Source organism: Larkinella knui (genome assembly GCF_003858645.1).
Classification (GTDB): Bacteria; Bacteroidota; Bacteroidia; order Cytophagales; family Spirosomataceae; genus Larkinella; species Larkinella knui.
Map to the genome: position 1 here is coordinate 21,693 of NZ_RQJP01000008.1, position 25,233 is coordinate 46,925.

13 protein-coding genes are annotated in these 25,233 nt (G+C 54.8%); 4 read left to right on the top strand and 9 right to left on the bottom strand.

From position 1 onward, the window contains the following. Nucleotides 1–18 precede the first annotated feature (18 nt). From EHT87_RS30440 to EHT87_RS30450, 3 genes are all read left to right on the top strand, one after another. Entirely contained in the window at nucleotides 19–1,806 is a 1,788-nt protein-coding gene (locus tag EHT87_RS30440; RefSeq protein WP_221622099.1) for a RagB/SusD family nutrient uptake outer membrane protein, read from the top strand. An 8-nt stretch (nucleotides 1,807–1,814) separates the two neighbouring features. Next, nucleotides 1,815–2,606 carry a glycoside hydrolase family 16 protein gene (locus tag EHT87_RS30445; RefSeq protein WP_185716393.1) on the top strand — a complete coding sequence of 264 codons (792 nt, stop codon included), beginning with the start codon at nucleotides 1,815–1,817 and terminating at the stop codon, nucleotides 2,604–2,606. 139 nt (nucleotides 2,607–2,745) lie between these two features. Next, complete coding sequence (locus EHT87_RS30450) at nucleotides 2,746–3,147, top strand: T9SS type A sorting domain-containing protein (RefSeq protein WP_124910585.1); 402 nt, start codon at nucleotides 2,746–2,748, stop codon at nucleotides 3,145–3,147. Nucleotides 3,148–3,170: 23 nt separating this feature from the next. Here EHT87_RS30450 and EHT87_RS30455 read toward each other — a convergent pair whose 3' ends face one another. From EHT87_RS30455 to EHT87_RS30485, 7 genes are all read right to left on the bottom strand, one after another. Then, the gene (locus EHT87_RS30455) at nucleotides 3,171–3,386 is read right to left on the bottom strand and encodes a hypothetical protein (RefSeq protein WP_124910586.1); all 216 of its coding nucleotides are present in this window, start codon (nucleotides 3,384–3,386) and stop codon (nucleotides 3,171–3,173) included. 237 nt (nucleotides 3,387–3,623) lie between these two features. Next, nucleotides 3,624–5,135 carry a DUF1501 domain-containing protein gene (locus tag EHT87_RS30460; RefSeq protein ID WP_124910587.1) on the bottom strand — a complete coding sequence of 504 codons (1,512 nt, stop codon included), beginning with the start codon at nucleotides 5,133–5,135 and terminating at the stop codon, nucleotides 3,624–3,626. A 1-nt stretch (nucleotide 5,136) separates the two neighbouring features. After that, nucleotides 5,137–7,908, bottom strand: a complete 2,772-nt coding sequence (locus EHT87_RS30465; protein WP_124910588.1) for a DUF1553 domain-containing protein — start codon at nucleotides 7,906–7,908, stop codon at nucleotides 5,137–5,139. A 106-nt stretch (nucleotides 7,909–8,014) separates the two neighbouring features. Continuing rightward, nucleotides 8,015–11,323, bottom strand: coding sequence for a VCBS repeat-containing protein (locus EHT87_RS30470; protein ID WP_124910589.1), 3,309 nt, complete (start codon nucleotides 11,321–11,323; stop codon nucleotides 8,015–8,017). Between the two features lie 81 nt (nucleotides 11,324–11,404). Beyond that, nucleotides 11,405–12,973, bottom strand: a complete 1,569-nt coding sequence (locus EHT87_RS30475; RefSeq protein ID WP_124910590.1) for a RagB/SusD family nutrient uptake outer membrane protein — start codon at nucleotides 12,971–12,973, stop codon at nucleotides 11,405–11,407. A gap of 31 nt (nucleotides 12,974–13,004) precedes the next feature. Further along, nucleotides 13,005–16,064, bottom strand: a complete 3,060-nt coding sequence (locus EHT87_RS30480; protein ID WP_124910591.1) for a SusC/RagA family TonB-linked outer membrane protein — start codon at nucleotides 16,062–16,064, stop codon at nucleotides 13,005–13,007. Between the two features lie 175 nt (nucleotides 16,065–16,239). Continuing rightward, nucleotides 16,240–17,580, bottom strand: coding sequence for a sugar porter family MFS transporter (locus EHT87_RS30485; protein ID WP_124910592.1), 1,341 nt, complete (start codon nucleotides 17,578–17,580; stop codon nucleotides 16,240–16,242). Nucleotides 17,581–17,682: 102 nt separating this feature from the next. On the opposite strand from EHT87_RS30485, the gene EHT87_RS30490 reads away from it, so the two are divergent. Beyond that, nucleotides 17,683–18,564: an AraC family transcriptional regulator gene (locus tag EHT87_RS30490; RefSeq protein WP_124910593.1), complete on the top strand. Its 882-nt coding sequence runs from the start codon at nucleotides 17,683–17,685 to the stop codon at nucleotides 18,562–18,564. On the opposite strand, the gene EHT87_RS30495 is transcribed toward EHT87_RS30490, so the two are convergent. Beyond that, complete coding sequence (locus EHT87_RS30495; protein ID WP_124910594.1) at nucleotides 18,561–21,926, bottom strand: tetratricopeptide repeat protein; 3,366 nt, start codon at nucleotides 21,924–21,926, stop codon at nucleotides 18,561–18,563. The two genes, EHT87_RS30490 and EHT87_RS30495, sit on opposite strands and share 4 nt — an antisense overlap. 39 nt (nucleotides 21,927–21,965) lie before the next feature. Further along, on the bottom strand, nucleotides 21,966–24,836 hold the full coding sequence (locus EHT87_RS30500) for a DUF8487 domain-containing protein (protein WP_221622100.1): 2,871 nt from the start codon (nucleotides 24,834–24,836) through the stop codon (nucleotides 21,966–21,968). Nucleotides 24,837–25,233 lie beyond the last annotated feature (397 nt).

Consider the following 25,233-nt stretch of genomic DNA (forward strand, 5'->3'; position numbering starts at 1 on the left):
TTGATACCCTCCAAGACTATGAACTTCCTTCGATTGATAAAGACTATTGGAAACACGGGCATCAACAAAGCGGGCCTTGGCCTGATGGTGGTGCTTAGTCTCGGCAGTTGCGAAAACGATTTGCTGGACACCACGCCCTACGGCTCGATCAGCTCGGCCAACATGTGGGTGAGCGACAACCTGACCGACCTCGGCGTGACCGGGGTATATAACGCCCTGCGGCTGGGGATTCAAACCGGGGGAGCATCCGACCGGGAACTGTACCAGATGGACGGCATGGGCTTTACCTCCTCGAGCCGCGGTGGCAACGACATGATCAATGGTACCTCCACCACCTCCAGCACCCGGTTTCTCAACACCTGGAAAGAACTCTACGAAGGCGTCCACCGGGCCAACGATGCCATTACCAATATTGCGGCCAAGTCGCCCTCGGCAGCGGAGAAAAAGGCGCGGCTGATTGCCGAGTGTAAATTTCTGCGGGCGTATTTCTATCTGCGGCTGAATCAGGTTTTTAAAGGTGTTCCGATCTACCTCGAACCCGTCACCGTTGCCGAGATGAACCGCCCCCGCGAAACCGAGGAGAAGGTTTGGGAACAGGTTATCAAGGATCTGACGGAAGCCATCAGCGAACCGAACCTGCCGGACAAATACGTGGCCAAAGCCGCCAATTACGGCCACGTCACGAAAGGGGCCGCTTATGCCCTGCGCGGTAAAGCGTATCTGTATCAGAAAAAATACGCTGAAGCCGCTGCGGATTTTGCCAAAGTGAAAGACGCGGGTTATAAGCTTTTTGCCGATTACAGCAAGCTCTTCAAAGAAGCCAACGAGCAGTCTGACGAAATGATTTTCTCCATCCAGAATACCGGCGTCGACACCTACGGTTCCACCACCCAGTGGTATTGCGGCACCCGGTCGTCGTTCGGTTCGTGCTGGAACAACTACTACGTTTCGACCTCCGTCGTGGATTTGTACGAAAACAAGGACGGTAGCAAGTTCAACTGGGACGCCGTCATTCCCGGCTTCAGCAGCATGCCCGCTGACAAACGCGAGGTTTTCTTTTACCGGAACGGACTGACGGCGGCCGAAATCACCACCGGCACCAACAAGGGCCTCAACATGGCGCTTTATCTGCCGACGGGCAACGAAGAACGAATCGCGAAAGCGTATCAGAACCGCGATCCCCGGCTGCTCAGCAACGTCATTGTGCCCTACGCCACCTACCTGGGCCGCCCGCAGAACGGCGCCGATCAGGTGTATACCAACCGCTGGCCATCGCGTAGCGAAACCCCGCCGGTTCTCGACTTATTCACCGATTCGCGGAGCCAGTTCTTTTACCTGCACCGCAAGTTTGTCTACGAAGGTTCCACCGAATTGCTGAACCGCCAGTTCGGCCCGATCGACTTTCCGCTCATCCGCTACGCCGACGTGCTGCTGATGTGGGCCGAAGCGCTCAACGAGCAGAATAAAACCGCCGAAGCCATTGCGCTGGTCAATGAAGTGCGCGGCCGGGCCGGAATTGGTTTGCTGAATTCCTCCGCGGCCACGACGGTGAGCGGTCAGGCCGATTTGCGCGAGCGAATCCGCAACGAACGCCGGGTTGAGTTTGTCAATGAAGGCATCAATTATTTCGACGAACTCCGCTGGGGGTCGCTGAAGGACAAGGTGTTTACGCCGGGAAGTGGCGTCAATCAGATCTGGGGCAGCATCACCATTCCGTATACCTGGAAAGATAACATCACCGTCTGGCCCATTCCGCAGACGGAAATTGAAATGAATCCCAAACTGACCCAGAACCCCGGCTGGTAGGCAATACCGTGAAGAAAATCCTTCTTTTTGCGTTTCTCGGGTGGTCTTGTGCGAATCATGGCACAAGACCACTTGTTTCCGGAACCTCCGCCGACGACAGTCCACTGGCCAAACGTTTGCTAAACGAAGGCTATCAGGTGGTTTGGCGGGATGAGTTCGATGGCACGGCGTTGGACCTGACCAAATGGGAATACCGTCAGTTGGGGGTGGTCCGGAACCTGGGGCGGGTGGCAAAAGAAACCATTCGGCTCGACGGCCAGGGCAACCTCCTCATTGCGTTGCAGAAGGTCGGCAATGAATACAAAATCGGCCAGTTGGGTACGGAGAAATTCTACAAAACGACGTACGGTTATTTTGAATGCCGAGCCCGGATGAACCACCAACCGGGTCCGCACGTGGCGTTCTGGCTGCAAACCCCGACGATGGGGAAGATTGTGGGTGATCCGGTTCGTTCCGGCGTTGAAATTGACATTTTTGAATACCACCGGAAAGAACCCGCGACGATTCACCACAACCTGCACTGGGACGGGTACGGTAGTGATCATAAAACTGCGGGTAAAAAAACAACCGTGCCTGCCATCGAAACCGGCTTTCACACCTTTGGCCTCCTCTGGACAGAAAAAGAATACGTTTTTTTCGTGGATAACCAGGAAACCTGGCGCACCACCACCGCCGTTTCCACGGCCGAAGAGTACCTGCTGCTGAGCCTCGAACTCACCGGCTGGGGAGGTGACCCGGCCCTGGCGGTATTGCCTGACGACGTAGCCTATGATTATGTACGGGTGTATCAGAAAAAATAACCCGGTTGCTTCGCTGTCGAAGCCAGTTCTGCACTTTTCCCAAAAGTAGCAGGGATTGACTCATTTGTGACAGCCTTTTCGGGCGTTGAAACCGACCTTTGATTCATTCAAACGGACAAAAATTCAACCATCATACGCCATGAAAACGCTTATCAAATCCCTGCTCGTTGCCTTTGCCCTGACTGCTGTTACCTGCGCTGTTTCTCAGGCTGAAACCAACCAACCCAACGGTCAACCCAAAAAAATAGCCGCCTTCCAGAGTAGCCTGTATACCACTACCGAAGGCAAAATACAGATTGCGTTGCACAAGGAAACCAGTGGTAAAGTTCTGGTGCGACTCACCAATCGGGCCGGCACGGAGTTCTTCGCCGAACAGATTGGAAAACGTCGGCAAGCCGCCCGGTTGCGGCTGGATGTCAGTGCCCTGCCCGACGGCGTCTATCAGGTATCCATCAGCAATGGGGTCCAGACCACCACGCAGGAACTAACGCTGGCCACCCGGCAAACCAAAGCGGCTCCCCGACTCGTCGCGGTCAACTAGAAGGGTTTCACCAGACCGGTCGCTTACGGGCATGGCACTTCCCTTGTGGATTGTAGCACGGCCTGGTGATTCTCAACTACCCACCGGGCCGAAGCGGCCATCCAGGCCAGGATACTAATGCCCACAATCTCGAAGCTACCGATAGCGATCAGGATTCCGCGGATGCTGGCCGGACTGGCGATGATTACGGAGGTAATGATGAACGTCAGAATCAATAGGGAGCGAAGTGTCTTTTTCAACGGGTTGTTTACGTAATGTCGTTAAAACGACGATAGGGAATAATTTTCAGGGGCAAACGGATGTATTTTCATCCTCTGCCCGCCTTCAGTAAGACGAAGGTCATCCCACAAAGTCACTGCATCTAGAAAAAAATAAACTTGAAAGATAAAAACTCTTCGCAGCAAGGACCATTCACGGATGTGAATAGCCCTTGCTACGAAGAGTTTTTAGAAGCCCCGCCAAACCGGACCCTTCTGCTAGGCCAGAATCGGTTTGACTACTTTTCCGGCCACATCCGTTAGCCGGAACGGTCGGCCCTGAAACTGATAGGTTAGTTTTTCGTGATTGAAACCCAGTAAATGCAGAATCGTGGCCTGCAAATCGTGAATGTGAACCTGGTCCTTAACGCCGTAATAGCCAATGTCGTCGGTTTCGCCAAACGAAAAACCGCGCTTGACGCCACCACCCGCCATCCAGACCGTGAACGCATCCAGGTGGTGATCGCGACCCTTGAAGGGTAACGTCTGGCCATCCCGGTTTTCCTGCATGGGCGTCCGGCCAAATTCGCCACCCCACACCACGAGCGTATCGTCCAGCAGGCCGCGTTGCTTCAGATCCTGCAACAAAGCCGCTACGGCCTGATCGGACTGCCGGCATTTTTCGTGCAAACCCACGTCGATGGCCGTACTGGTATCCGTCCCGTGCGAATCCCAGCCCCAATCGAACAACTGTACGAAGCGAACACCGCGCTCCACCAGCCGCCGGGCCAGCAGACAATTTCGGGCAAAAGATCCTTTATTGGGATCGACGCCGTACAAATCGAGCATGTACTGCGGTTCGCCCTTGATATCCATCGCGTCGGGCACCGACATCTGCATCCGGAAAGCCAGTTCGTACTGAGCGATTCGGGTCAGAATTTCGGGGTCTTTCACATCGTTGTATTGCTGCCTGTTGATTTCTGAAATGGCATCGATGGTATTTTTTCGCATATCGCGCGACATGCCATCCGGATTGGACACGTACAAAACCGGGTCGCCTTCGGTGCGGCACTGAACGCCCTGATAGACCGAGGGCAAAAAACCGCTCCCCCAAACCGACTTCCCGGCATCGGGCTGTTTTCCGCCCGACGCCAGCACGATGTAACCGGGCAGGTTGTCATTTTCCGTTCCCAGTCCGTAGGTCACCCACGAACCCATACTGGGCCGTCCCAGCCGGGCGGCTCCCGTGTGCATCAGCAACTGGGCCGGCGCGTGGTTGAACTGGTCGGTGTGCATGGCTTTCAGAAACGTAATTTCATCCACCACGCCCTGCAAATGCGGTAAATAGTCGGAAACCCACGCGCCCGACTGCCCGTGTTGCGCAAACTTGCCCTGCGGCCCCAGCATTTTGGGAACGCCCCGGATGAAGGCAAATTTCTTGCCCGTCAGCAACTCCTGCGGACAGTCTTTGCCGTTGTATTTTGCCAGTTCGGGTTTGTAATCGAACAGCTCCAACTGCGACGGCGAACCCGCCATATGGATGTAAATCACGCGCTTGGCTTTCCCCGGAAACTGCGCCGGGCGCACCGCCGTCGGCGACCGGCCGTCGTTCCCCTGCGGTTGCGTACTCGTAACGGACGAGCTTTCATCGGATTTTCCAAAAAGACCACAACTGGACAGCACCGAACTGAGGGCCATTGCGCCGAGTCCCGTTGAGCAGGTGTGCAGAAAATGCCGCCGGGTTTCGCGCTGGGCTGCAGCCTGTTGTAATTCGTCAATGAGCTTTTTCATACTACTCTTTCGTAATAATCTCGTCCAGATTCAACATCGTATTGGCGGTAATCGTCAGCGCGGCCAGTTGGGGCGTGGCGTTTTCGGCGGCCAGTAACTTCTGTGCATCGGTCGGATGCTGTTGGTAATAACGCTCCGATTTGCGGTACAATCCCACCAGCACCGCCAGCTTTTGGGGCGCCGGATTACGCTGCATAACCTGCCGGAAACCCGCCTGAATTTGTTGGTCGGCGGTTTTTCCCCGCTTCTGCATCAACTCCGCCAGCATCCGGGCCGATTCCACAAAAACCGGGTCGTTCAGGGTGACGAGGGCTTGTAAAGGCGTGTTTGTCCGGATTCGTCGCACCTGACAAAACTCGCGGCTTGGACTATCGAACGTAATCATCGACGGATACGGCGAGGTTCGTTTCCAGTAGGTGTACAACGCCCGGCGGTAGCGGTCTTCTCCTTCGCTCAGTTTCCAGCTTTCTCCGTTGTAGGGCGACTGCCAGATGCCGTCGGGCTGAACGGGTTTCACGCTGGGTCCAAACCGTTTGTGACTCAACAAGCCGCTGGTTGCCAGGGCCTGATCCCGAACCTGTTCGGCGGTTAACCGAACGCGGGGGCCGCGGGCCAGCCAGCGATTGAAAGGATCTTTGGCCACCAGTTCCTCCGAAGCTTCCGAACGCTGGCGGTAGGTAGCCGACAGAACCAGGCGTTTGAGCAGGCGTTTCACCGACCACTGATCGGTTTCCATGAATTCGGCAGCCAGGTAATCCAGCAGTTCGCGGTGGGTGGGCGGGATTCCCTGCGTTCCCAGATCTTCTACGGTTTCGACCAGACCGGTTCCGAAAAGTTGTTCCCAAAAACGGTTGACGGCCACCCGCGCCGTTAACGGATGCTCCCGATCGACCATCCACTTCGCCAGTCCCAGGCGGTTGCGGGGTACGGGTTTTCCGTTGGTATCGGTCGGCAAGGGAGGCAGTGATTTGGGCACGTCGGGTTGCACCGGTTTTCCTTTTACCAGCCAGTTTCCCCGCTCAAAGACGTGGGTTTTCCGGGCAAAATCGCCGGTCCCTTCCAGCAAGACCGGCGTCGATTCCGGTTTGGCGTTCAACAAAGCCTGAAGTTTCACATCCATTTCGCCCAAAACCGTAGCGGATGTGCCCGGTATGGCGGGCCGAAACGACACCCACTTGATCATCGTCCAGTCCTTCGGTTGCTTCGGGCTGTCCATCGTCAGGTACAGATGATGGCGACCCGAAACGGCCGGAAGCGCGTAGATCATCACGGTATCGCGCCATTGACTACCGGTTTTCGGTACGGGAATCGTCAGCAGTTTCGGACCGGTCGGGCTGTTCTGGTGGAGCGTTAAAACCGCCTTTTCGGCATTGGTTCCGACGGAAATAATCAGGCGATTTGCACCCGTCAGCGCCACGTTTTTGATGCGGGCCGAGCCGCCGTGTTGCACGCCGAAAAACTTGGCATCCAGCAGCGACGCGTTGACGTACTGATCGAAATCGTGGGAATTGATCTTGGGTTCGGTCAACCGAACGAAGTTGACCAACTCCTGAACCTGCTGAGGATGAGCCGTGTGCGACGCCACCCAGGTTTTCAGTTCGGCCACTTTCACCGAGTCCTGATCCTTGAAAAACCGGAGCGTAGGCGTATCGGTCTGGACGTCTTCGTCGCGGGTGTTGTTGAAAAACGCCAGGTATTTGTAGTATTCGTCGTGCACAAACGGATCGTACGGATGACTGTGGCACTGCACACACGCGAAGGTCGTTCCCTGAAAAACATCCCAGGTCGTGTTGACGCGGTCGATAACGGCGGCCGTCCGAAACTCCTCATCCTGCGTTCCGCCCTCGTCATTGGTCATCGTGTTGCGGTGGAAACCGGTCGCAATGAGCTGATCGTCAGTCGGTTTCGGCAGCAAATCACCCGCCAGTTGCTCAATCGTGAACTGGTCGTAGGGCTTATCGGAGTTGAACGCGTTGATGACCCAATCGCGGTAGCGCCAGATTTTTCGTTCGGTATCCTTTTCGTAGCCTTTCGAGTCGGCATAGCGGGCCAGGTCGAGCCAGAGCGCGGTCCAGCGTTCGCCGTAATCCGGTGAGGCCAGCAGTCGGTCCACTACTTTCTCGTAGGCATTCGGCGATGGGTCGTTTACAAAATTCGCCACGTCCTGCTGCGTAGGCGGCAAACCGGTCAGATCGAGGGAAACCCGGCGGATGAGCGTCACCCGGTCCGTTTCCGGGGAGGGTTTCAGGGATTGGCCCCGGAGTTTTTCGAGAACAAACGGGTCGATTTCATTTTTTACCCAGTCAGTTTCGTCATTTTTGGAAACTCCTAACCGGCTCCAGAACGTACCAACCGGCGGGATTTCCGGTTTTTCGATGCGGGTATACGCCCAGTGATCACCCCATTCGGCCCCCTGATCGATCCACTTTCGGAGCATTTCAATTTCTTCCGGTTTCAGGGGTGGCGCGTCGAGCGGCATGCGTTCGTCGTGGTCGGTGAGCGTCAACCGGCGAATCATTTCACTGGCTTCGGCATCGCCGGGAATGAGGGCGGGTTTGCCGGATTTTGTGGGCGCAACCGCTTCGTGCCGGAACAGCACGGAAAATCCGCCCGCTTTTTTGACGCCCCCGTGGCAGGCAATGCAGTTTTTATTCAGCAGTGGTTTAACCTGCGTGTTGAAATCGATGCGGTCTTCGAACAAACCCAGGAACGACGACAGCAACAAGCCCATTCCCACCACCGCGCCACTGACTATGATTACTTTTGTGTTCATACGCTGCCCAACCGGACGGTATTGATCCAACACAAATTTAGTCAGTAATAGTCCTAAGCGGAATGGAGCAAATTTTGCATTTCATGGATAATTTTACGGTTTTAGCTCATTTTCTCCGGGGTCGAAAAACCTGCAACGCGCCCTTGTTGGCCGAAACCACAATCAGGCGTTTGGCCGGGTTGTTCAATCCGATGATGAATTTGCAATCGCCGTCGGCCAGAAAACCGGTTTGTGGAAAAAGCAACGGCTGAAAACCGCCTTTCCCGTTTCCTTTCAGCACCAGACCCGTCAGGGCATCGTACTGCCCGGCCACCGACTCGGCTTCGTAGGCATTGCCCACCGCCAGCACATCCAGCTGACCATCCTGATCGATGTCTTCCACCAGCAGGCTTTGAATGGGAGCCCACTGCGCCGGAGCGGGCAGGGGTTGCAGCCGAAAATTGCCCCCGGTATTTTCCAGAAGCACACTTTGCTGCCAGCACGCCTGAAGAACCGTACTGGCCTGCCGTTTGTCGTCAGGCAACAGGTCGGTCAATTTGGCTTTTGCGTACAGGGCGTAATTGGTAAACTGCTTTTTGATGACGGGCAATTGCCGGCCCAGTTCGTCGCGGGACGCAATCGGGTATTCGATGCCGCCCAGGTAATACGAACCCAGGGCATCGAGCCGCCCGTTGCCGTCGTAATCGGCCGCGTAAATGCGCATCGGCTCGCCGGACGACACCCGGTAGCGGCTGTTCAACCCCAGATTGCCGATCACAAAATCTACGTCGCCGTCCTGATCAAAATCACCCGAACGAATGCAATTCCAGAACCCTTCCGACCCTTTCAGCGCATCGAATGAGGCTGGCGCGAGCCGCCCGCGGTTGTTTTTAAAAACCGTAATCGGCATCATTTCGCCCACCACCACCAGATCCGGCCACGAATCCTGGTCGATGTCGGCCCAAACCGCATCGGTCACCATGCCGATGTTCCGCAGGTTGGGAGCCAGTTGATCGGTTGCATCCCGAAAGCGGCCTTTTTCATTGACCAGCAGATAGCTTTCGCCGGGAAGCGGATACTGCAACGCCTTCAACCGTCCCCCCCGAAACAGATCGAGGTCGCCGTCTTTGTCAAAATCAAGGGCCATAACGCACGAACCGCTGTGGCGGATGGCGGGCAACCGGTCAGTTACCTTCGTGAAGTTTCCTTTTCCGTCGTTGAGATACAGCCGGTCCTGGTAATACTCGGAACCGTCGTAATATTCATTGGAACCGCTGACGATGTACAGATCCTGGTCGTTGTCGCCGTCGGCATCGAACAACAACGCCCCGACGTCTTCTTCGTCTTTCGGCAGCGATTCGTCGGTATACGGTTTTTCGACAAACCGCCCCGCCGGTGTCTGGATCAACAGTTTTCCGTAATGCCGAAACGAACCGCCGATGAATACATCGTCCAGACCGTCGCCGTTTACATCACCAGCCGCCAGTTTGGGGCCTTGCTGGGAGAGCTTATGGGGCAAAAGCGGCTCCTGATTGTAGTCCAGATACGATTCTTCCTGGTGCACAAACTGAATCCCGGAGGCCCGGGTTACGTCGGTCAGCAGCGTGGCCGGGCGGTTTTCCGGTTGCTTAACGGTGGGGAAAGCCTGACGGTAATCGACGGTCAACAGCCGGTCGATGGCCGGTTTTTTCAGCGTCTGGGCGTTGCCGTCCGGCCAGACCACCGTCAGCGAATCAACGGTTTTGCCTGAACCCAATCCAAAATGAATGATGTAATCGACGGAGGATTGAAACCCGCGCGTAACCGCCTGGTGGTGCGTTTGCGTCAGTCCTTTGCTATAAAGCGTCACATCGACTCCCAGCCCAAACGGATTCTGCTTTGGTCCCTGCAATTTCAGTTGCAGATAATGGGTGTTGGCGGTATTGTTTTGCAGGATGTAGGCGTCCTGATTGATGTTGTTGACGATTAAATCCAAATCACCGTCGCGGTCCAGATCGGCGTAGGCCGAGCCGTTCGACAGCGACGGTTCAGCTCCAAACCAGGAAGCCGTCACATCGTCGAACGTCAGATCCCGGTGGTTCCGAAAAAACCGGTTCGGCTTTTTGATGCTCGGCATTTTGGGCGCGCCCTGCCGCAAATAGGCGTTAATTTCTTCGGGGGTGCGGTTTCCCTGCGCAAACGAATCATTGAATGACACAAAATCCAGATCGGTAATATCGCGCAGATAGCCGTTGGTGATCATCAAATCCCGCCAGCCATCGTTGTCCAGATCCGCCAGCAGCGGTGACCAGCTCCAGTCGGTGGCCGAAATACCGGCAAACTGCCCGATTTCCGAAAAAACCATTCGGCCGTCGGGGGCTTTTCCCTCGTTCACCTGGAGCATGTTCCGCATAAACTGCGGGTGGTAGCCTTGCCGGATGGTGCTTTCAAACTGCTGGTAATTGGCCGGACCCGCCATTTTTTTGCGCTGCTCGTTGTCGGCCGGGAGCATATCCGCCACCACCAGATCCGGCAAGCCGTCGTTGTTGATGTCGGCAGCATCACACCCCATCGAAAACTGGCTGTGGTGCTTGAAATACGTTTTGCCGACTTCGCTAAACGTGCCGTTCCGGTTGTTGACGTACAGAAAATCATTCGCCAGAAAATCGTTGGCGACGTAAATATCCTCCCAGCCGTCCTGGTTGAAATCCGAAACCGTCAGTCCCAGACCGAAACCATCGTGGAGAATTCCCGCCAATTGGGTGACGTCCGTAAACCGGGGGCCGGACGCGTCCGAATCGTTGCGAAACAGTCTGTCGTTGGCCAGCCCGGACCCATCGGTGATAACCGGCGTGACCTGGTTCGGGTTGCGAATTCGGTTCGTGCTGGTCAGCAGATACACGTCCAGATCGCCGTCCTTGTCGTAGTCGAAAAAAGTAGCCTGATTGGTGTAGCTGGTATCGGCCAGCCCGTATCGTTCGGCGCTTTCTTCAAAGCGAAAGTTGCCTTTGTTGATGTAAAGCTGGTTTTTCCGGCGGTTGCCTTCGTAATTCCCCGATTTGCAGACGTAAATATCCAGCAAGCCGTCGGCGTTCACATCCGCCATCGTCACGCCCGTCGACCAGCCGCTTTTCTGAATACCGGCGCTGGCGGTCACGTCCTGAAAGGTGGGCGAACCCGACCCGGCTTTCGTCGTATTCCGATACACCCGGTCGCCCACCTGATTGCCGGTGAAATACAAATCGGGCAGGTTGTCGTTGTTCAGATCGCCAACCGCTACGCCCCCGCCATTGTAGACGTAATAATAATCGACCAGATTAAACGAGTCGTTTTCGGTAACGGTATTCTGAAAACGAACGCCCGATTCGGCGGCTGACAACGTCGTAAACAGCGTTTTGGGCTTTTGCTCGCAGGCCATCAGGCCCAGAAAAATCAGCAGGACGAACAGGTACTTCATAAGAGCAAGGTCGCGAAAAAACAAAAATCAAAAAAGGGCTCGTTAAAGCCCCTTTCTGATTGATTTATTTTGGGTATTAGTTTACTGCCACACCGGATTCTGTTTCACATTCGGGTTGCCCTGAATTTCTTTCAGCGGCAGCGGCAACACGTAATCACGCGGTTTGAGGGTTCGGCCCACCTTATACTTCGTGATGTAATGATTGATGTGAGCCCCCAGGTAATCCGGTTGTCCGCCCGGTTTGCTTTTCCGGCGCAGTTCCGGATACATAACCTGCTCAAAAACAAACTCTTTCTCGCGTTCGTCGATGATGGCGTCGCGCAGCGCCGACTGGCTCAACCCGCTCAGGGCTGCTAAACCGGCCCGGGCTCGCACCTTGTTGATGCCCATAAATTTGTCGCCCGTATTGCTTTCGTTGCAGGCTTCGGAGTGACCGAGCAGGATGTCGGCCAGCCGGATGTAGATCGTATTCTTCTCGGTATTGTTGTAATTAATGCCCAACTCCACCAGTTTGCCCGCCCACGCTTTGCCAAAAACCATTTGCGAAGGATCGTTCGGATTGGCATCGGTTTTGACAATACCGCCGAAGCGCGACAGGTTAAAGTCGGCCGTTGGACTCCACTTCACAATGGGATACTGACCGTTTATTTTGCCCAACCGACCAGTCGGATACGATTCGATAAAGGTCGCGTCGATGCGCTTGTCCTTGTTGTCGTACGAAGCCCGGAATTCCTGTGTGGCACTCAGCCAGCTCCAGCCCGCCCCACCCAGTTCACTCGGGTAATCTTCGGGGTTGAAGTGGGCCGAATGCACATCCCATTCGCTGGCGTTGGCGGCTGCCGAAACCTGGGCTTCAAAAATCCGTTCGCCCTGGTTTTCGTGTGCCAGGTCGAAGTTGTAGCCAAAGTTTTCATACAGTTGCAACCCGCTGTTGTTGATGATGTCTTCGGCCGTGGCTTTGGCCTCGGCCCATTTTTCATCCCAGAGCTGGGCTTTCATCAGGATCGATTTTGCGGCCCATTTCGTGGCTCTTCCGGCATCCGCCCCGGTATACGCTGCGGGCAACGCTTCGGCAGCGGCTTTGGCATCGGCGTAAATCTGGTCGATTACGGCGCGTTTTCCACCCGCATTGGTCGGCAATTCGCTGATTCCTTTCGTCGATTTGATGGTCAGCGGAGGATTGTCGAAGTAGCTCAGCAGGCCGTAGTAATAGAAAGCCCGCAGAAAGAGCGCTTCCCCTTTCAGCCGTTTCACCAGCGCGTCGTTGGTCGGATCTTTCATCGCATCGGCGATTTCGATGGCGGCATTGGCCCGGTTGATGGAGCGGTAACTGATCGACCAGTAGGCTTCGATGTATTCGTCGCCCGAACCGACATTGCCCTGGTTATACTGCAACGGCCCTTTTTCCCAACCGATCTGATCACCCGTCAGGCATTCAAAAACGTAGCGGTCGTAGAAATAACCGGAATACCCGGAGTTCAGGTCGTCGTAAATCCCGTTGACGCCCAGTTGCAGTTCGGTGGCGGACTTATAAAACGTATCGGGATTAATGAAGTCAGGCGTCTCCTTTAAATCCGAACAACCGACGCCCGTGGCCAGGACTGACACCAGCAGCAGGGCTTTAATTCTGGAGTTTATAGTACGATTCATGTGTTTTGCGAAGATTGAAAAGTTGACCGAATTAGATTCCAAGATTGACACCCATCGTAAACATCCGCGCCCGGGGGTAGGCATCGTAGTCGTCACCCCGGTTCAGGTTGTTCTGTCCCTGGTTGTTCACTTCCGGATCGAACCCTTTGTATTTCGTAATCAGGAACAGGTTCTGACCGCTGGCGTAAATCCGCGCCGTACGAACATACTTGCTCTTGAGCGGCAGCGTGTAGCCGAGGGCCAGGTTTTGCAGCCGAACAAACGAGCCGTCCTGAATAAAGAACGACGACCGGCGGAAGGAGATAAAATCCCGGCGACCGTCGATCACCGGGCGGCTTGCACCGGTATTGGTCGGCGTCCACGAATCCGTCAGGATGTTGCCAATCTGGTTGATTTTCTGAACGCCATCGCCCATTTCCGATTGTTGCAGGTTGCGAACGTCGTTGCCATGAACACCCCGGAAGAAAATCGAGAAGTCGAAGTTCTTGAACTTGACACTCGAATTCAACCCCCAGGTAAATTTCGGATTAGGGTTGCCAATGATCTGGTAATCAGCATCCGTATATTTGCCATCGCCGTTTACGTCTTCGTATTTGGGATAACCGGCCAAGGCCGCAAAGCTTTTTCCTTCGTCGTCGCTTTGAAACAGTCCGGTGTATTTGTAGCCTTTCCAGACGCCGATCGGATTGCCAGCTTCTACCCAGCTACCAAACACGCCGAGGTGACCGCTCGTGCTGTTGGCGAAGAAAGGCGTGCTCTTGCCCAGATCCAGGATTTTGTTCCGCAATACGGAAATATTACCGCTTACGTCCCATTTCAACGCCGAGCGGTTGATGATTTTGTAGTTCGTGGAGAACTCGATTCCCTTGTTCGACAGCGACCCCGAGTTCAGCATGATGGTGCTAAAACCGGTGCTCTGCGGAATGGAAACATCCAGCAGCAAATCGGTGGTTTTGTTGTTGAAAACATCAAACGTCATCGACAGGCGGTTATTCAGCAACGACATGTCCAGACCCAGATTCAACATCGCCGTGCTTTCCCATTTGAGGTCGGGATTCGCAATCCGGTCGGGACCGTAGCCGGCCACCAACCCGTTTCCAAACACGTAATTGTAGGGAACCAAACCGCCCAGCGACCGGTATACCGGAATTTGTGAATTTCCCGTCAAGCCGTAGCTGGCCCGGAATTTGAAGTCGTCGAACACCTTGCTCAACCCCGAATTCTGGAAAAATCCTTCGTTGACCACACGCCAGCCCAGGGCCGCCGATGGGAAGTTTGCCCATTTGTTGCTCGGCCCGAATTTGGACGACCCATCGCGACGGACGGTTACGGTTAACAGGTAGCGGTCTTTCAGGTTGTAATTGACGCGGCCCAAAAACGACCGCAACGTCCAGTCCAGCCGCCCGGAAGTCGGGATCTGCGGTTTGCTACCGTTCTGCATGTTCACCGACATCGGATCGTCCGAAGGCAAGCCGCGCGTTGCGACGGCGTTGATCTGGTTATTTTCCTTTTGATACGTATACCCCAGGGTCAAATCCAGCGTGTGACCCGGCCGGATTTGCTTGTTATAGCTCAGAATATTTTCGTTCAGCAAGCTGCTGACGTTGCGGTTGGCGCGTTCCAGTTGCCGGCCATATTGACGACCGGTGTAGGTGTAATTGTTGTAGAACGTCGTGCGGTTGGCACCCACCACGTCGGCCCCGATGCTGGTCCGGAATTTCAGCCCTTCCAGAATGTTGATCGTCAGCGCCGTTGTTCCGAATAAGCGGTTGATGTTATCGCGGTCGTAGCCTTCTTTCGCTTCGGCCAGCGGGTTGATGTTGAAGCGCTGATCGTAGCTGGGGTAGTTGTAATTGCCGTTCTGGTCATAAACCGCCACGGTTGGGTCAAGGCCCAGGGCCGTGATGATGATACCACCCGGACCGCCCCGGTCGGTGGCGACGTTGCTGCTTCCCGTCCGGTTATACGACCAGCTGTTGCTCAGCGTAGCCCGGCCATTGAGGAAGTCGTTGTCGAGGTTCAGGCGAAAACCGTAGCGTTTGAAAAAGGTGTTTTGAACCACCCCTTTATTGTCCAGGTAATTGGCGACAAAGGCGTACCGCATCGCTTTATTACCGCCCGTAAAGGAAAGCTGATGGCTCGACAGCGCACCGGTTTGCGAGATGGCATCGAGCCAGTTCGTGCCGGCCCCGATCTGACCAATTTGCGCATCGGTAAAACGCGGACTGCCACCCTGACTTTTCTCGAGCAGATTCAGGTAGCGGGCATAATCACTGCCATTCAGCACCTCGATCGGGCGGGCAATTTTCTGGAACGAATACGATCCTTCATAATCGACCCGGCTTTGGCCTTCTTTCCCGCGTCGGGTGGTAATCAGAACGACCCCGTTGGAACCCCGCGACCCGTAAATGGACGTTGCGGAGGCATCTTTCAGGATTTCGATCGACTCGATTTCGTTGGGATTGATGGTCGCCATGGCGTTGCTGGCCTGCCGGTTTCCCGACGTTCCCATGGCCCCATTGTCGGGATACATGGGAAAACCGTCGATGACATACAGCGGCTCACTCCCGCTGTTGATGGAGTTGGCACCCCGAACGCGAATGGAAATGCCACCGCCCGGCGCGGCCGAACTCTGGGTGACCTGCACCCCCGGTGCCCGCGACTGAATGGCCTGATCGACCGAAATAACCGGCATTTCCTTAATGGCGTCGGCCTTGATCGTCGATACCGAACCGGTCAAATCACTCTTTTTTACCGTTCCGTACCCCACCACGACCACTTCTTCCAGGCTGCGCGTATCCGTCAGCATTTTAATAGTCAGACTGGTGCGGCTGCCGACAACAGTTTCCTGCGTCACGTAGCCTACGTAGCTGAAAACCAGCGTTTCGGTCGGTGTGGTATTGATCTGAAAACCGCCGGAAGCGTCGGTTGTTGTTCCCCGGGTCGTGCCCTTGATCGTAATCGTAGCGCCGGGTATGCCACTGTTTTGCTCATCCACCACTTTGCCCGTAATCAGGCTCTGGGCAAAGCTGGTTAGCGTCAGGCAAACCAGCACCAGGGCGGTTTGCAAACACCGTAAATAATAATTCATACGGAAGAAGGAGTTAAGGGTTTAGTTGACAGTTAAGGGTTTAGAAGCCAGGTGGGATAGAAGGCCCAATAAAATGCAAATGATTATTTGCTAAATTCCATAACTACAAAGATTAAAGGCTTCGCTTGCTAAATCAATAGAGGGAATTTCGATTAAGATGGATAATCTTACGGAATCAGTGGGCCACGAAATTATCTTCCAGTTCTTCCAGCGTTTTTCCTTTCGTTTCACGCACATTCCGGCGAACAAACCAAAATCCGGCGAAGCAGATCACCGCATACAGCCAGAAAGGTCCGTATGTTCCCAACTGCTCGGCGAGAATGGGAAAGGTGAAAACCAGAATAAAATAAGAACCCCAAAGCGCCAGAATGGCGACCGATGAAGCCAGACCCCGGACGCGGTTGGGAAATATTTCCGAAATTAAAACCCAGGTGATGGGAGCCAGTGAGGTTGCGTAGACACTGATCGCCAGCAGGACAAATACCGAAAGCAAACCCGACGATGCCCCGGTTTTCAGGAGCAGCGCAATCACCACGTATAGTACCGAAAGCCCGAGTGTGCCAATGAGCATCAACGGTTTTCGACCGAGTTTGTCGACCTGCCACATCGCCACGAGCGTGAACGCCAGATTGACCACACCGATGGCTACGGTTTCGAATAATTGCCGGTCCAGGTTGGCGCCAACGGTCTCGAAAATGGTCGACGTATAGTTGAAAACCACGTTGATCCCGCACAGTTGCTGGAGCACCGCCAGCCCGATTCCGACCACAATGGCCGGGCGAACGCCCTTCTCCAGCAGCATGGATAACGACGGTTTTTCGGCCCCTTCCATCGACCGGTTTATGGCAGTAACGGTCTGTTTCACAAACGATTCGCCCCCAATCCGGCGCAAAATCGTCTCCCCTTCCGCAACCCTTCCGGTTTGCACCAGCCACCGCGGGCTTTCGGGCAACCAGAACACGCCGAGCAGGAAACAGACCGCCGGAACCGCGCCCAGACCGAACATCCAGCGCCAGGCATCGGGGCCGTTGTCGGCCAGGGTGTAGTTGACCAGATTGGTAATCAGAATCCCGATCACGATGGTCAACTGGTTAATGGAAACATTGCGCCCCCGGACTTCAGCGGGCGAAATTTCGGCAATGTAGAGCGGACTCAGCGTCGACGCCATGCCAACGCCGATCCCGGCGACAAACCGCATCGCGATGAAAACCGGTAAGCTGTTGGAGAAAGCCATGCCCAGCGAGGAGAGCGCAAAAATAAGCGCGGCCACCATCAACCCCGGCTTTCGGCCGTAGCGGTCGGCGAGGTTTCCGGCCAGGACACAGCCCACCATACAACCCAGGGCCAGCGAGCCGGTCAGGAATCCTTCCCACCAGGCATTCAGTCCAAAATACCCCCGCAGAAAAGGGAGGGCACCCGAGATGACGGCAAAATCGAAGCCAAAAAGATAACCGCCCAATGCCGAAATAAAGGCAATACCGAAAATGTAGTTGGCGTTAAGCCCAGTTGTTGCCATGACGGTTTTCGTAAAGTATTCGAGTGTTTTATTGAATAAAAACGGGAGTGATGCGTATGTTTACGCATCGGTTTTTTCGCATTACCTAGATAAAAATACGATATGCTCAAAAAGAAAGAAGGCTTTGCGGGACAGCGCAGTTATGTGCTCCCCGGTGAATTGAAAAAAGTGATTGCCGTTCATCCGCTTTGTGAGTCGTTATACATTACCGATATTGGGTATTATCCGAAAGCCGCCTTTCATGACCGGGAACGCCGGAAAGGCAGCCCGCAACACATTCTTATTTACTGCATCCAGGGCGAAGGCTGGTATTTTCTCAACGACCGGAAATACGTCGTCAAGCCCAACCAGGCGTTTATTCTGCCGGCCGATGTTGCCCACCGCTACGGTACCGACGCCCAGAATCCGTGGACCATTTACTGGCTGCATTTTACCGGCTCCCGGGCGCACCATTTTCTGGACTTTATCCGGCAGGAGGCCGATTCTTCGCCGGTGACGGTGTCGCCCCAGCCCGAACGTTTTCAACTCTTCGACGACATTCTGTCGCACGTGGAGATGTCGTTCAACCTGGATAACATCGTCTACGCCAACAGCAGTTTATCCCGGTTTCTGGCCACGTTCAACAACGCGGTTTACAATCCCAACCCACTCACCGAACCCGAAAACGACCCCATTAGCCGCACCATTGCGTTCATGAAAGAGAACCTGAGCAAAACCCTCAGCCTGGAGGAACTGGCGCAGGTCGCGGGGATGTCGGCTTCGCATTATTCGACGGTTTTTCGGACCAAAGTCCAGAGTGCGCCCATCAATTTTTTTACGTTTTTAAAGATTCAGGAAGCGTGTCGGTTGCTCGAAAACACCCGCTTACGCATCAAGGAAGTCGCTTATCAGATCGGCTATGGCGACCCGTACCATTTTAGCCGGGTTTTTTCCAACGTCATGGGCGTTTCTCCGCGCGACTTCCGCAAGCTCCGGAAATCTTAACCCGACACTTCCTGCGTCGTTAGAAACTCGACCATTTTTCGATGCAAAGCCGCCCCCTGGTGGTTGTGGTCGCTCGCCAGCACGGCATCGAAACAGGCAATTGCCCGCCCGATATGCCCATTCCCCAAACCCAGATGCCCCAGTCCCATTAAGTACTGGCAACTGATGCGGTTCCGCTCGTTCAGGTCGGCATCGAAAACCAGCAGATCGGGCAGCGATACCGCGAAATAATCGATCTTGACTACGTCGTTCAGGTGCGTTTCTCCGTACTCAATTAACTGGTTGAAAATGCGTTCGGCCCGCTGTGTCTGCCCCAGTTTCTTGCGGGCCAGGCCCTGATAGAACAGTTTGTCGGGCTGCTGATCGTTGTAAAAAACCGCCTGCACCGGCGCATCCAGTCCCACCGATGCCCGTTCAAAACACGCCCGGGCGGTTTGCGTTTCCCCCAGGCCTTCGTAGGCGAGTCCTTTCAGGTAAAAAATATCGGGCTCCTGCACCCCGAAAAGTTTGCCCTCGCCCAGATTCACCGGATACGTTTCGGCGGCCGTCAGCAGCGCCAGTGCTGCCGGATACCTGGTTTCGAGCAGCGCCTGTTTCGCCAGTTCGAGGTGGCAAATCAGGTACTGACTCACCACTTTGCCTTCTCCACCCTCCCACGGATGAAACTGCCGGGCGGCCAGCAGCTGCCGGGCTTTTTCGTAATCCCCCAACTGATTATACAGCGTAACCCGCTCTAAATAAAGGTCGTCGCGGTCTTCGGTGATGCGGAGGTGTTTTTCCAGCAATGCCAGCCGCCCGGCGTGGGGATAATTCAGCTTTTTGTACAACTGGTCCAGCTCCATCAGCACCCGCGCATCACCGGGATCGAGCGCGAACGCTTTTTCCAGGGCCGTCCGCGCTTTGTCGGGTTGTTGCAGCTTGTTGTAATACGCCAGCGACAGGTTCCGGTGCACCGTAGGGAACGTATCGTCCAGCCGAACCGACTGCTCCCAGGCGTCGATGGCTTCCGGATATTGCCGGTTGGCATACCAGAAATTACCCAGAAAATACCAGGTGTGCGAATGATTAACAGTCTGATTTTCGGGATGATACGAAACCGCCCATTGCAAAACCGCTACCTCTTCCAGACGGTTGGGGAACACGAAATCCGGACTGGCCTCCGTTGCTTTTCTGAGAAAATCAGTCGCGGAATCAGCCCGGCCGGACTGCGCGTGGAAGAAGGCCAGAAAATAATACACCATCGGATAAACGGCTTTGCCGGGTTGCAGCAGTTCCGTCAACAGGTCGATGGCTTCGTCGTACAAACCGGCCCGGCTGTAATCCAGCGCATATTCCAGGTAATTATGGACGTAATGCCGCATCAACCGGTTGAGCTCCTGCCGCGTCTGGGCCGCAGTTGCCGGGTCGGCGGTTTGCTCGATGAGCGATTTTTCGAAGAGGCAGCCAAAATGAAACCGGTCAATCGCCAGCGTATCGTCGATGAGCCGCCAGGCCTCGTCGGTTTTACCGGTTTTACGGAGCAGCGCCACCTTCAGATGGCGGGCCGAGTGGCCGTGCCAGTTGCGCACCAGCGACCGCCCGACCAGCTCCACGGCCTGCGCGTAGGCCTTCCGCCGGGTCGCAATCCGGGCCAGTTCGAGAAAACCGGTGTCCTGCCAGGCGGCATTCCAGGTGGCTTTGAAAAACGCGTCGAACGCTTCGTCATACCGCCCCAGCAGTTGTAAACACAGTCCGAGGTTGTAATGCGGTTCGCCATCGTACGGATTGGGGTTGCGCTTGGTCAGCGTCTGAATGGCCCGTCTGAAATGCGGCTCTGCGTGCGCCAGTTGCCCGTGTTTGAGGTACCACAGCCCCAGCGCATTGTTACACCGAACATCGTCGGGATCGCGACGCAAGGCTTCCCGGTAATAATCGGTGGCCGCGTAGGTCGCGTGGCGGTATTGCTCGATGTGCAAACCCGTCAGATACAATTGCTCGTTATTTTCAACATCGGCCGGATCTCGGGCAGGTTGCGCCGGTTCCGGAACGGTGGTTTCGGCGGGTTGGTCGGGTCGATACGCCACCAGTTCAAGGCCGTCGGCGGTTTCTACGCTCAGGCGGAGCTGGGTTTGATTGTCAATTTGAGACGACACCTCGTGCAGAAACGGCTGCTCCGGCGCAAGGTTGACCCGTTGCTCAAAAATAACCGTATTATCGTTCGTTAACCGGATGGCCGCTCGGGCATACTGGGCGGTTGAATACACACTGAGTTTGATGGCATTTTCGGTAACTTCCAGATTAACAGCGGCTTCTTTGGTAGCATTTTTAACAATCCCAATTTCGCTGTACGGCATGAAGTACTGCACAAACGTCCGTTCCTCGTTGGGCATGATCCACGAAAAATCGGGCTGGTTATCCGTAAAAACACCGGTCATCAACTCGATATACGGTCCGTCTTCGTCGGTCAGGTTGCGATCCCAGGCGTAGCCAAATTCGCCATTTCCCCAGGTCCACTGTTTTTTGCCGGGCGACACATGGTGACTGGCCACGTGCAGCAAACCACCCCGGCTGTCGTGTTCATAGCCGCCCATGAAATCGTACTTCGACGCAATGGCCATATACGACGTCGGCACCGGAATGTTCTTATACCGCGAAATGTCCGTTCCGGGCGAGTAATCCACTTTGTAGTACGTTCCGGTGGCAATCGGGAACGAAGATACATCCCGTTTTCCGTGGTCAAAAACCGCGTAGACATCCGGTGGAAAGACGGATTGGTACTGGTCGTTGACCTTTACCGCCGGATTAGACCACCACAAAAACGTCTGGGGAAGCGGAGTCCGGTTGTACAAAACGCCCTGAATTTCGAGGTAGGCTTTGTCGGGATAGAGCCGAAAACCGGCCATGCCTTTGGTGTGAAACATCCGCTCGACTTCGCTGACCCAAACCGTTTTGGAGCCATCAGGATGCGTTTCGGTCGTAAAATCCACCGGCTCAAACGTGCTCGGTCGGTGGTGCTGGGGCCAGTTAAACTCAATACCGCCCGAAATCCACGGCCCCGTCAGCCCCACAAGCGCCGGTTTGATCACCTGGTTGTAATAGATAAAATGGCGGTTTTTGATTTTATCATACGCCATCTGAATCCGTCCGCCCAACTCGGGCAGGATCATGATTTTCAGGTAACGATTTTCCAGAAACAGCGCCTGATACGGGCGATCTTCCTTGTGGTCTTCAATTTTTTCAATCACGGCGTGCGGATATACCACTCCGCTGCTGCCCTGATAAACCCGTTTTTCCAGAAACATCGGATTCTTTTCGGGGGCCCCCACGCCGTAGGTCGGAATGAAAACTTTTTCCTCCCAAACGCTTACTTCCTGCAAATTCATACCTGTTTTATCATAGATGGTGGTAGTTACTCAAGGCTTTTAGTGGTTGCCGGCCGGGACAATCATCGACGTTTCTTCCTGAAACAGGTTTTTCACCTGATCGATGTTCAGTTCGCTGGCGGGCTGAAACCGGTTGCTGTTCATGTACGTCAGCAGGCTGTATTTCAACTGCCGCGCCGAGGGTCGCCGGGCCAGATCGGTTTCCAGATCAACGCTGCAAATCATCAGTTTCCCTTTGCCGACCCGGCCCTCGAAAGCCAGCGACAACCGGCGGTTTTCGAACCAGGTGTCGATCGGTTGAATCAGCGGACGGAGGTTTTTCGGAAACTCGTTCAGGATGATGGTTTGGGAATGACTGACGAGATCCTGCCACTGGTAATTGCTGCTCGCTTCAGTCGGGAAGGCGGCAAACAGCGGATGCGCGGGATTGCAAACCAGACCCAGCGTGTGGGGAGCCTGGCCTTTGGTCCACGATGTATTCCAGAAAACACTGGAAAACCCGATCTCCACTTCCGCGCCTTTGCCTTTTTTGACGTGTCCATACGGCAACAGCAGCACGTTGGCTCCATTTTGCAGTTGATTCACAACATCGGGCGTCAGCGTGTGGGCCACAATGACTTTGCCCGCTGCCGCATCGGCATCGACGCCCGCCGGATACACCCAGAAATTCCAGGAATTCGTAATATCGGTTCCTTTCAACATTACTTTCAGCGTGAGCATTTCCGGCTTTTTGAAACCCGCTAACGGTATTTGAATATTCCCAATCGACTGGAGATTATCAAGGACTACTTTATCTTTCGCCAGCGACCCGCTGCGTTTGACCTTTCCGGCGGCATCCAGTACCTGCCAGACGACGGTTTGGTTGGTCAACTCGCCCGCGCCAAAATGGGCCATTTCCAGAGCCGCCCGGAGCGTTTCGTTGTTTTCGTAAAGGAGCTTGTCCATCCGCGCCAGCAACACCGTCGGACCACAAAACGTGCGGTATTCTTCCGGGGTCGTATACCCTTTCGAATCCCAGAAAACATCCAGCGCACCAACCAGCGCCGTACCCTGTCCCGGAAAATCGTGCAGGCCCAGCAACTGAAACCCGGCAAAACCGGGCGTACGCAGCGCGGCTTCCATATCGGCTTTGTAACAGAGCGTTTGCAAACGACCGGATGAATGCAGAAACGCTTCCGCCTGATCGCCCATGCCCGCGGCTTCCAGTGTTTCCCGGAAAATCTCAAAGTTGGTCGCCCGAACCACGCCCGTGTATTTGGCAATTTCCTTGAAATTCGGATAAACGCACCACTGTCCAATTTCGTGACTGACGTAGGGCGCCGTCGACGTTTTGGTGATCTCCCGCCAGTCGTAGCTCGTTCGCGGAGTGCCCTGATTAATAATGCTTTTTACCCCTTCGCCCCACCGCTGAATGCGGGCGTCGGAGTGAATATGAAACTGGTTTTCGGGAATCATCGGCCAGCCCGCTCCGCTGGTGTAGAGCCGTCGGCTGTCTTTTTGTTTGAAGTGGTCGACCCAGCGGCCCAGAAACTCGTTCTGATCGGGTCCGGCCGGTTCGTTGCCGTACGACATCATGCAGAACGACGGGTGGTTGCCGTAGGCTTTCAGGATACGCTCCGATTCCTGATAAATGAAATCATCCACCACGCCACCGGTTCCGACGGCGCTGCTCTGGTTGGCCCAGAGCGGACTCTCCACGTACAGATACACCCCAAGCCGGTCGGCCACGTCGAAAGCCGCTTCGGGCGGGCACCACGAGTGAAACCGGAGGTGATTCAGGCCGTATTGCCGGGCGGTTTTCATGATTTTTTCCCAGTACGGTTCCGTCGTTGGCGGATAACCCGTCAGCGGAAATGTGGCGCATTCGACATCGCCCCGCAAAAAAATGGGCCGCCCGTTGATGGCCAGGCGGGTTCCAATCGTGCTCATTTCGCGCATCCCGAAGGCTACTTCCTTTTCCGACAGCAACTGCCCCTGCTCATCGACCAACCGGGCGGTCAGGCTATACAGATTCGGATTGAATTCATCCCAAAGCTGCGGATTTGCCACGGCGTAGGTCGGCGTAATCGTGGTTTCTTCGGCGGTGAGACGAACCGGCTGTTCGAGTTCTGGCAGAACCGCCCCGCCTTTTTGCCGACTGCGGGCCTGTAAAATAATCTTTCCCCGAAAAGTCTGTCGCCGGGGCTGGTGGAGCGAAAGCGCGACTTTAATGGCCCGGGCAGCGAGGTTCGGAAACACCTGCACGTCGTCGATATACGTCAATGCTTCGGCGGTCAGCGACAGGTCGCCCACCAGACCGTTCCAGTTGGTTTGCGTATGATCGGCAACACTGTGGGAGTTGGGGCCGACGTGAATTTTGTAGCGGTTATCGACCCGGATGGCGATGGTATTGCTGCCGGGGCGCAGGTATTTAGTCAGATCGAACTGATGAGGAGCCACCAGGCTGTTGCGGGTGCCGCAATACTGGCCGTTGACGTAGACCATGGTTTCCCAGTGACAACGTTCCAGATTCAGCGTGACCCGTTTTTTCGCCCAGTTCGCGGGCACATCGACCTGGCGACGGTACCAGGCCGGACCGGCGTAATACTTGACGGGCTTGAGCCAGAACGGTATTTTGATTGGATTCTCCCGGTATTTTTTGTAGCTGTCGGCGAAAAAATACGTGCTGTCGATGACGTCGCCCACCCAGGGTGTTTGCAGCGTTACGTCGTTGCCTTTGCCGTTTTCAGTCAGTGAACCCGGTAGCTTGACCCGGTCAGGATAGGCCGCCTGCCACCAATGTTCCCGCAGGCCCAGATTGTCCGGATCCAGACGAAGTTGCCACTCTCCGGCCAGCGAAAGTTTATTTTGACTAACGGCCTGCGTGGGATTGGCCAACCAGCTTCCAATCGAAAATACCAGAAGAAGCAACCTGTTTTTCTGCATTGCGTACCTGACCAAGCGGTTTTCCAGTACTCGGGACGCTTAATCATCATGCAAAAAACACAAATTCATATAAGATAAACCATAGAGTTTATTTGGGAAAAGATGGATAATTTAATGGAAGCAGAAAGCAGCAATCGCAGCCCGATGGAAGCCGGCCATGCACCCCGATGGAACGGAAAAAACGACGAGTGGAAAAACGGGTCGAGACGTTATACATTGGCAAGAATAAGTAAGAGAAAAGCAACAATGTGGAGCGGGTGAGTAGTTTGTATGCATTTGATTTAGTCATTTACAGGAAGTTCACTTTTATTTGCTAATCCATTAAGTCAATAGAAATTAAATAGTAAACCCGGAATTTGACTTACTGGCACTCTATATCCAT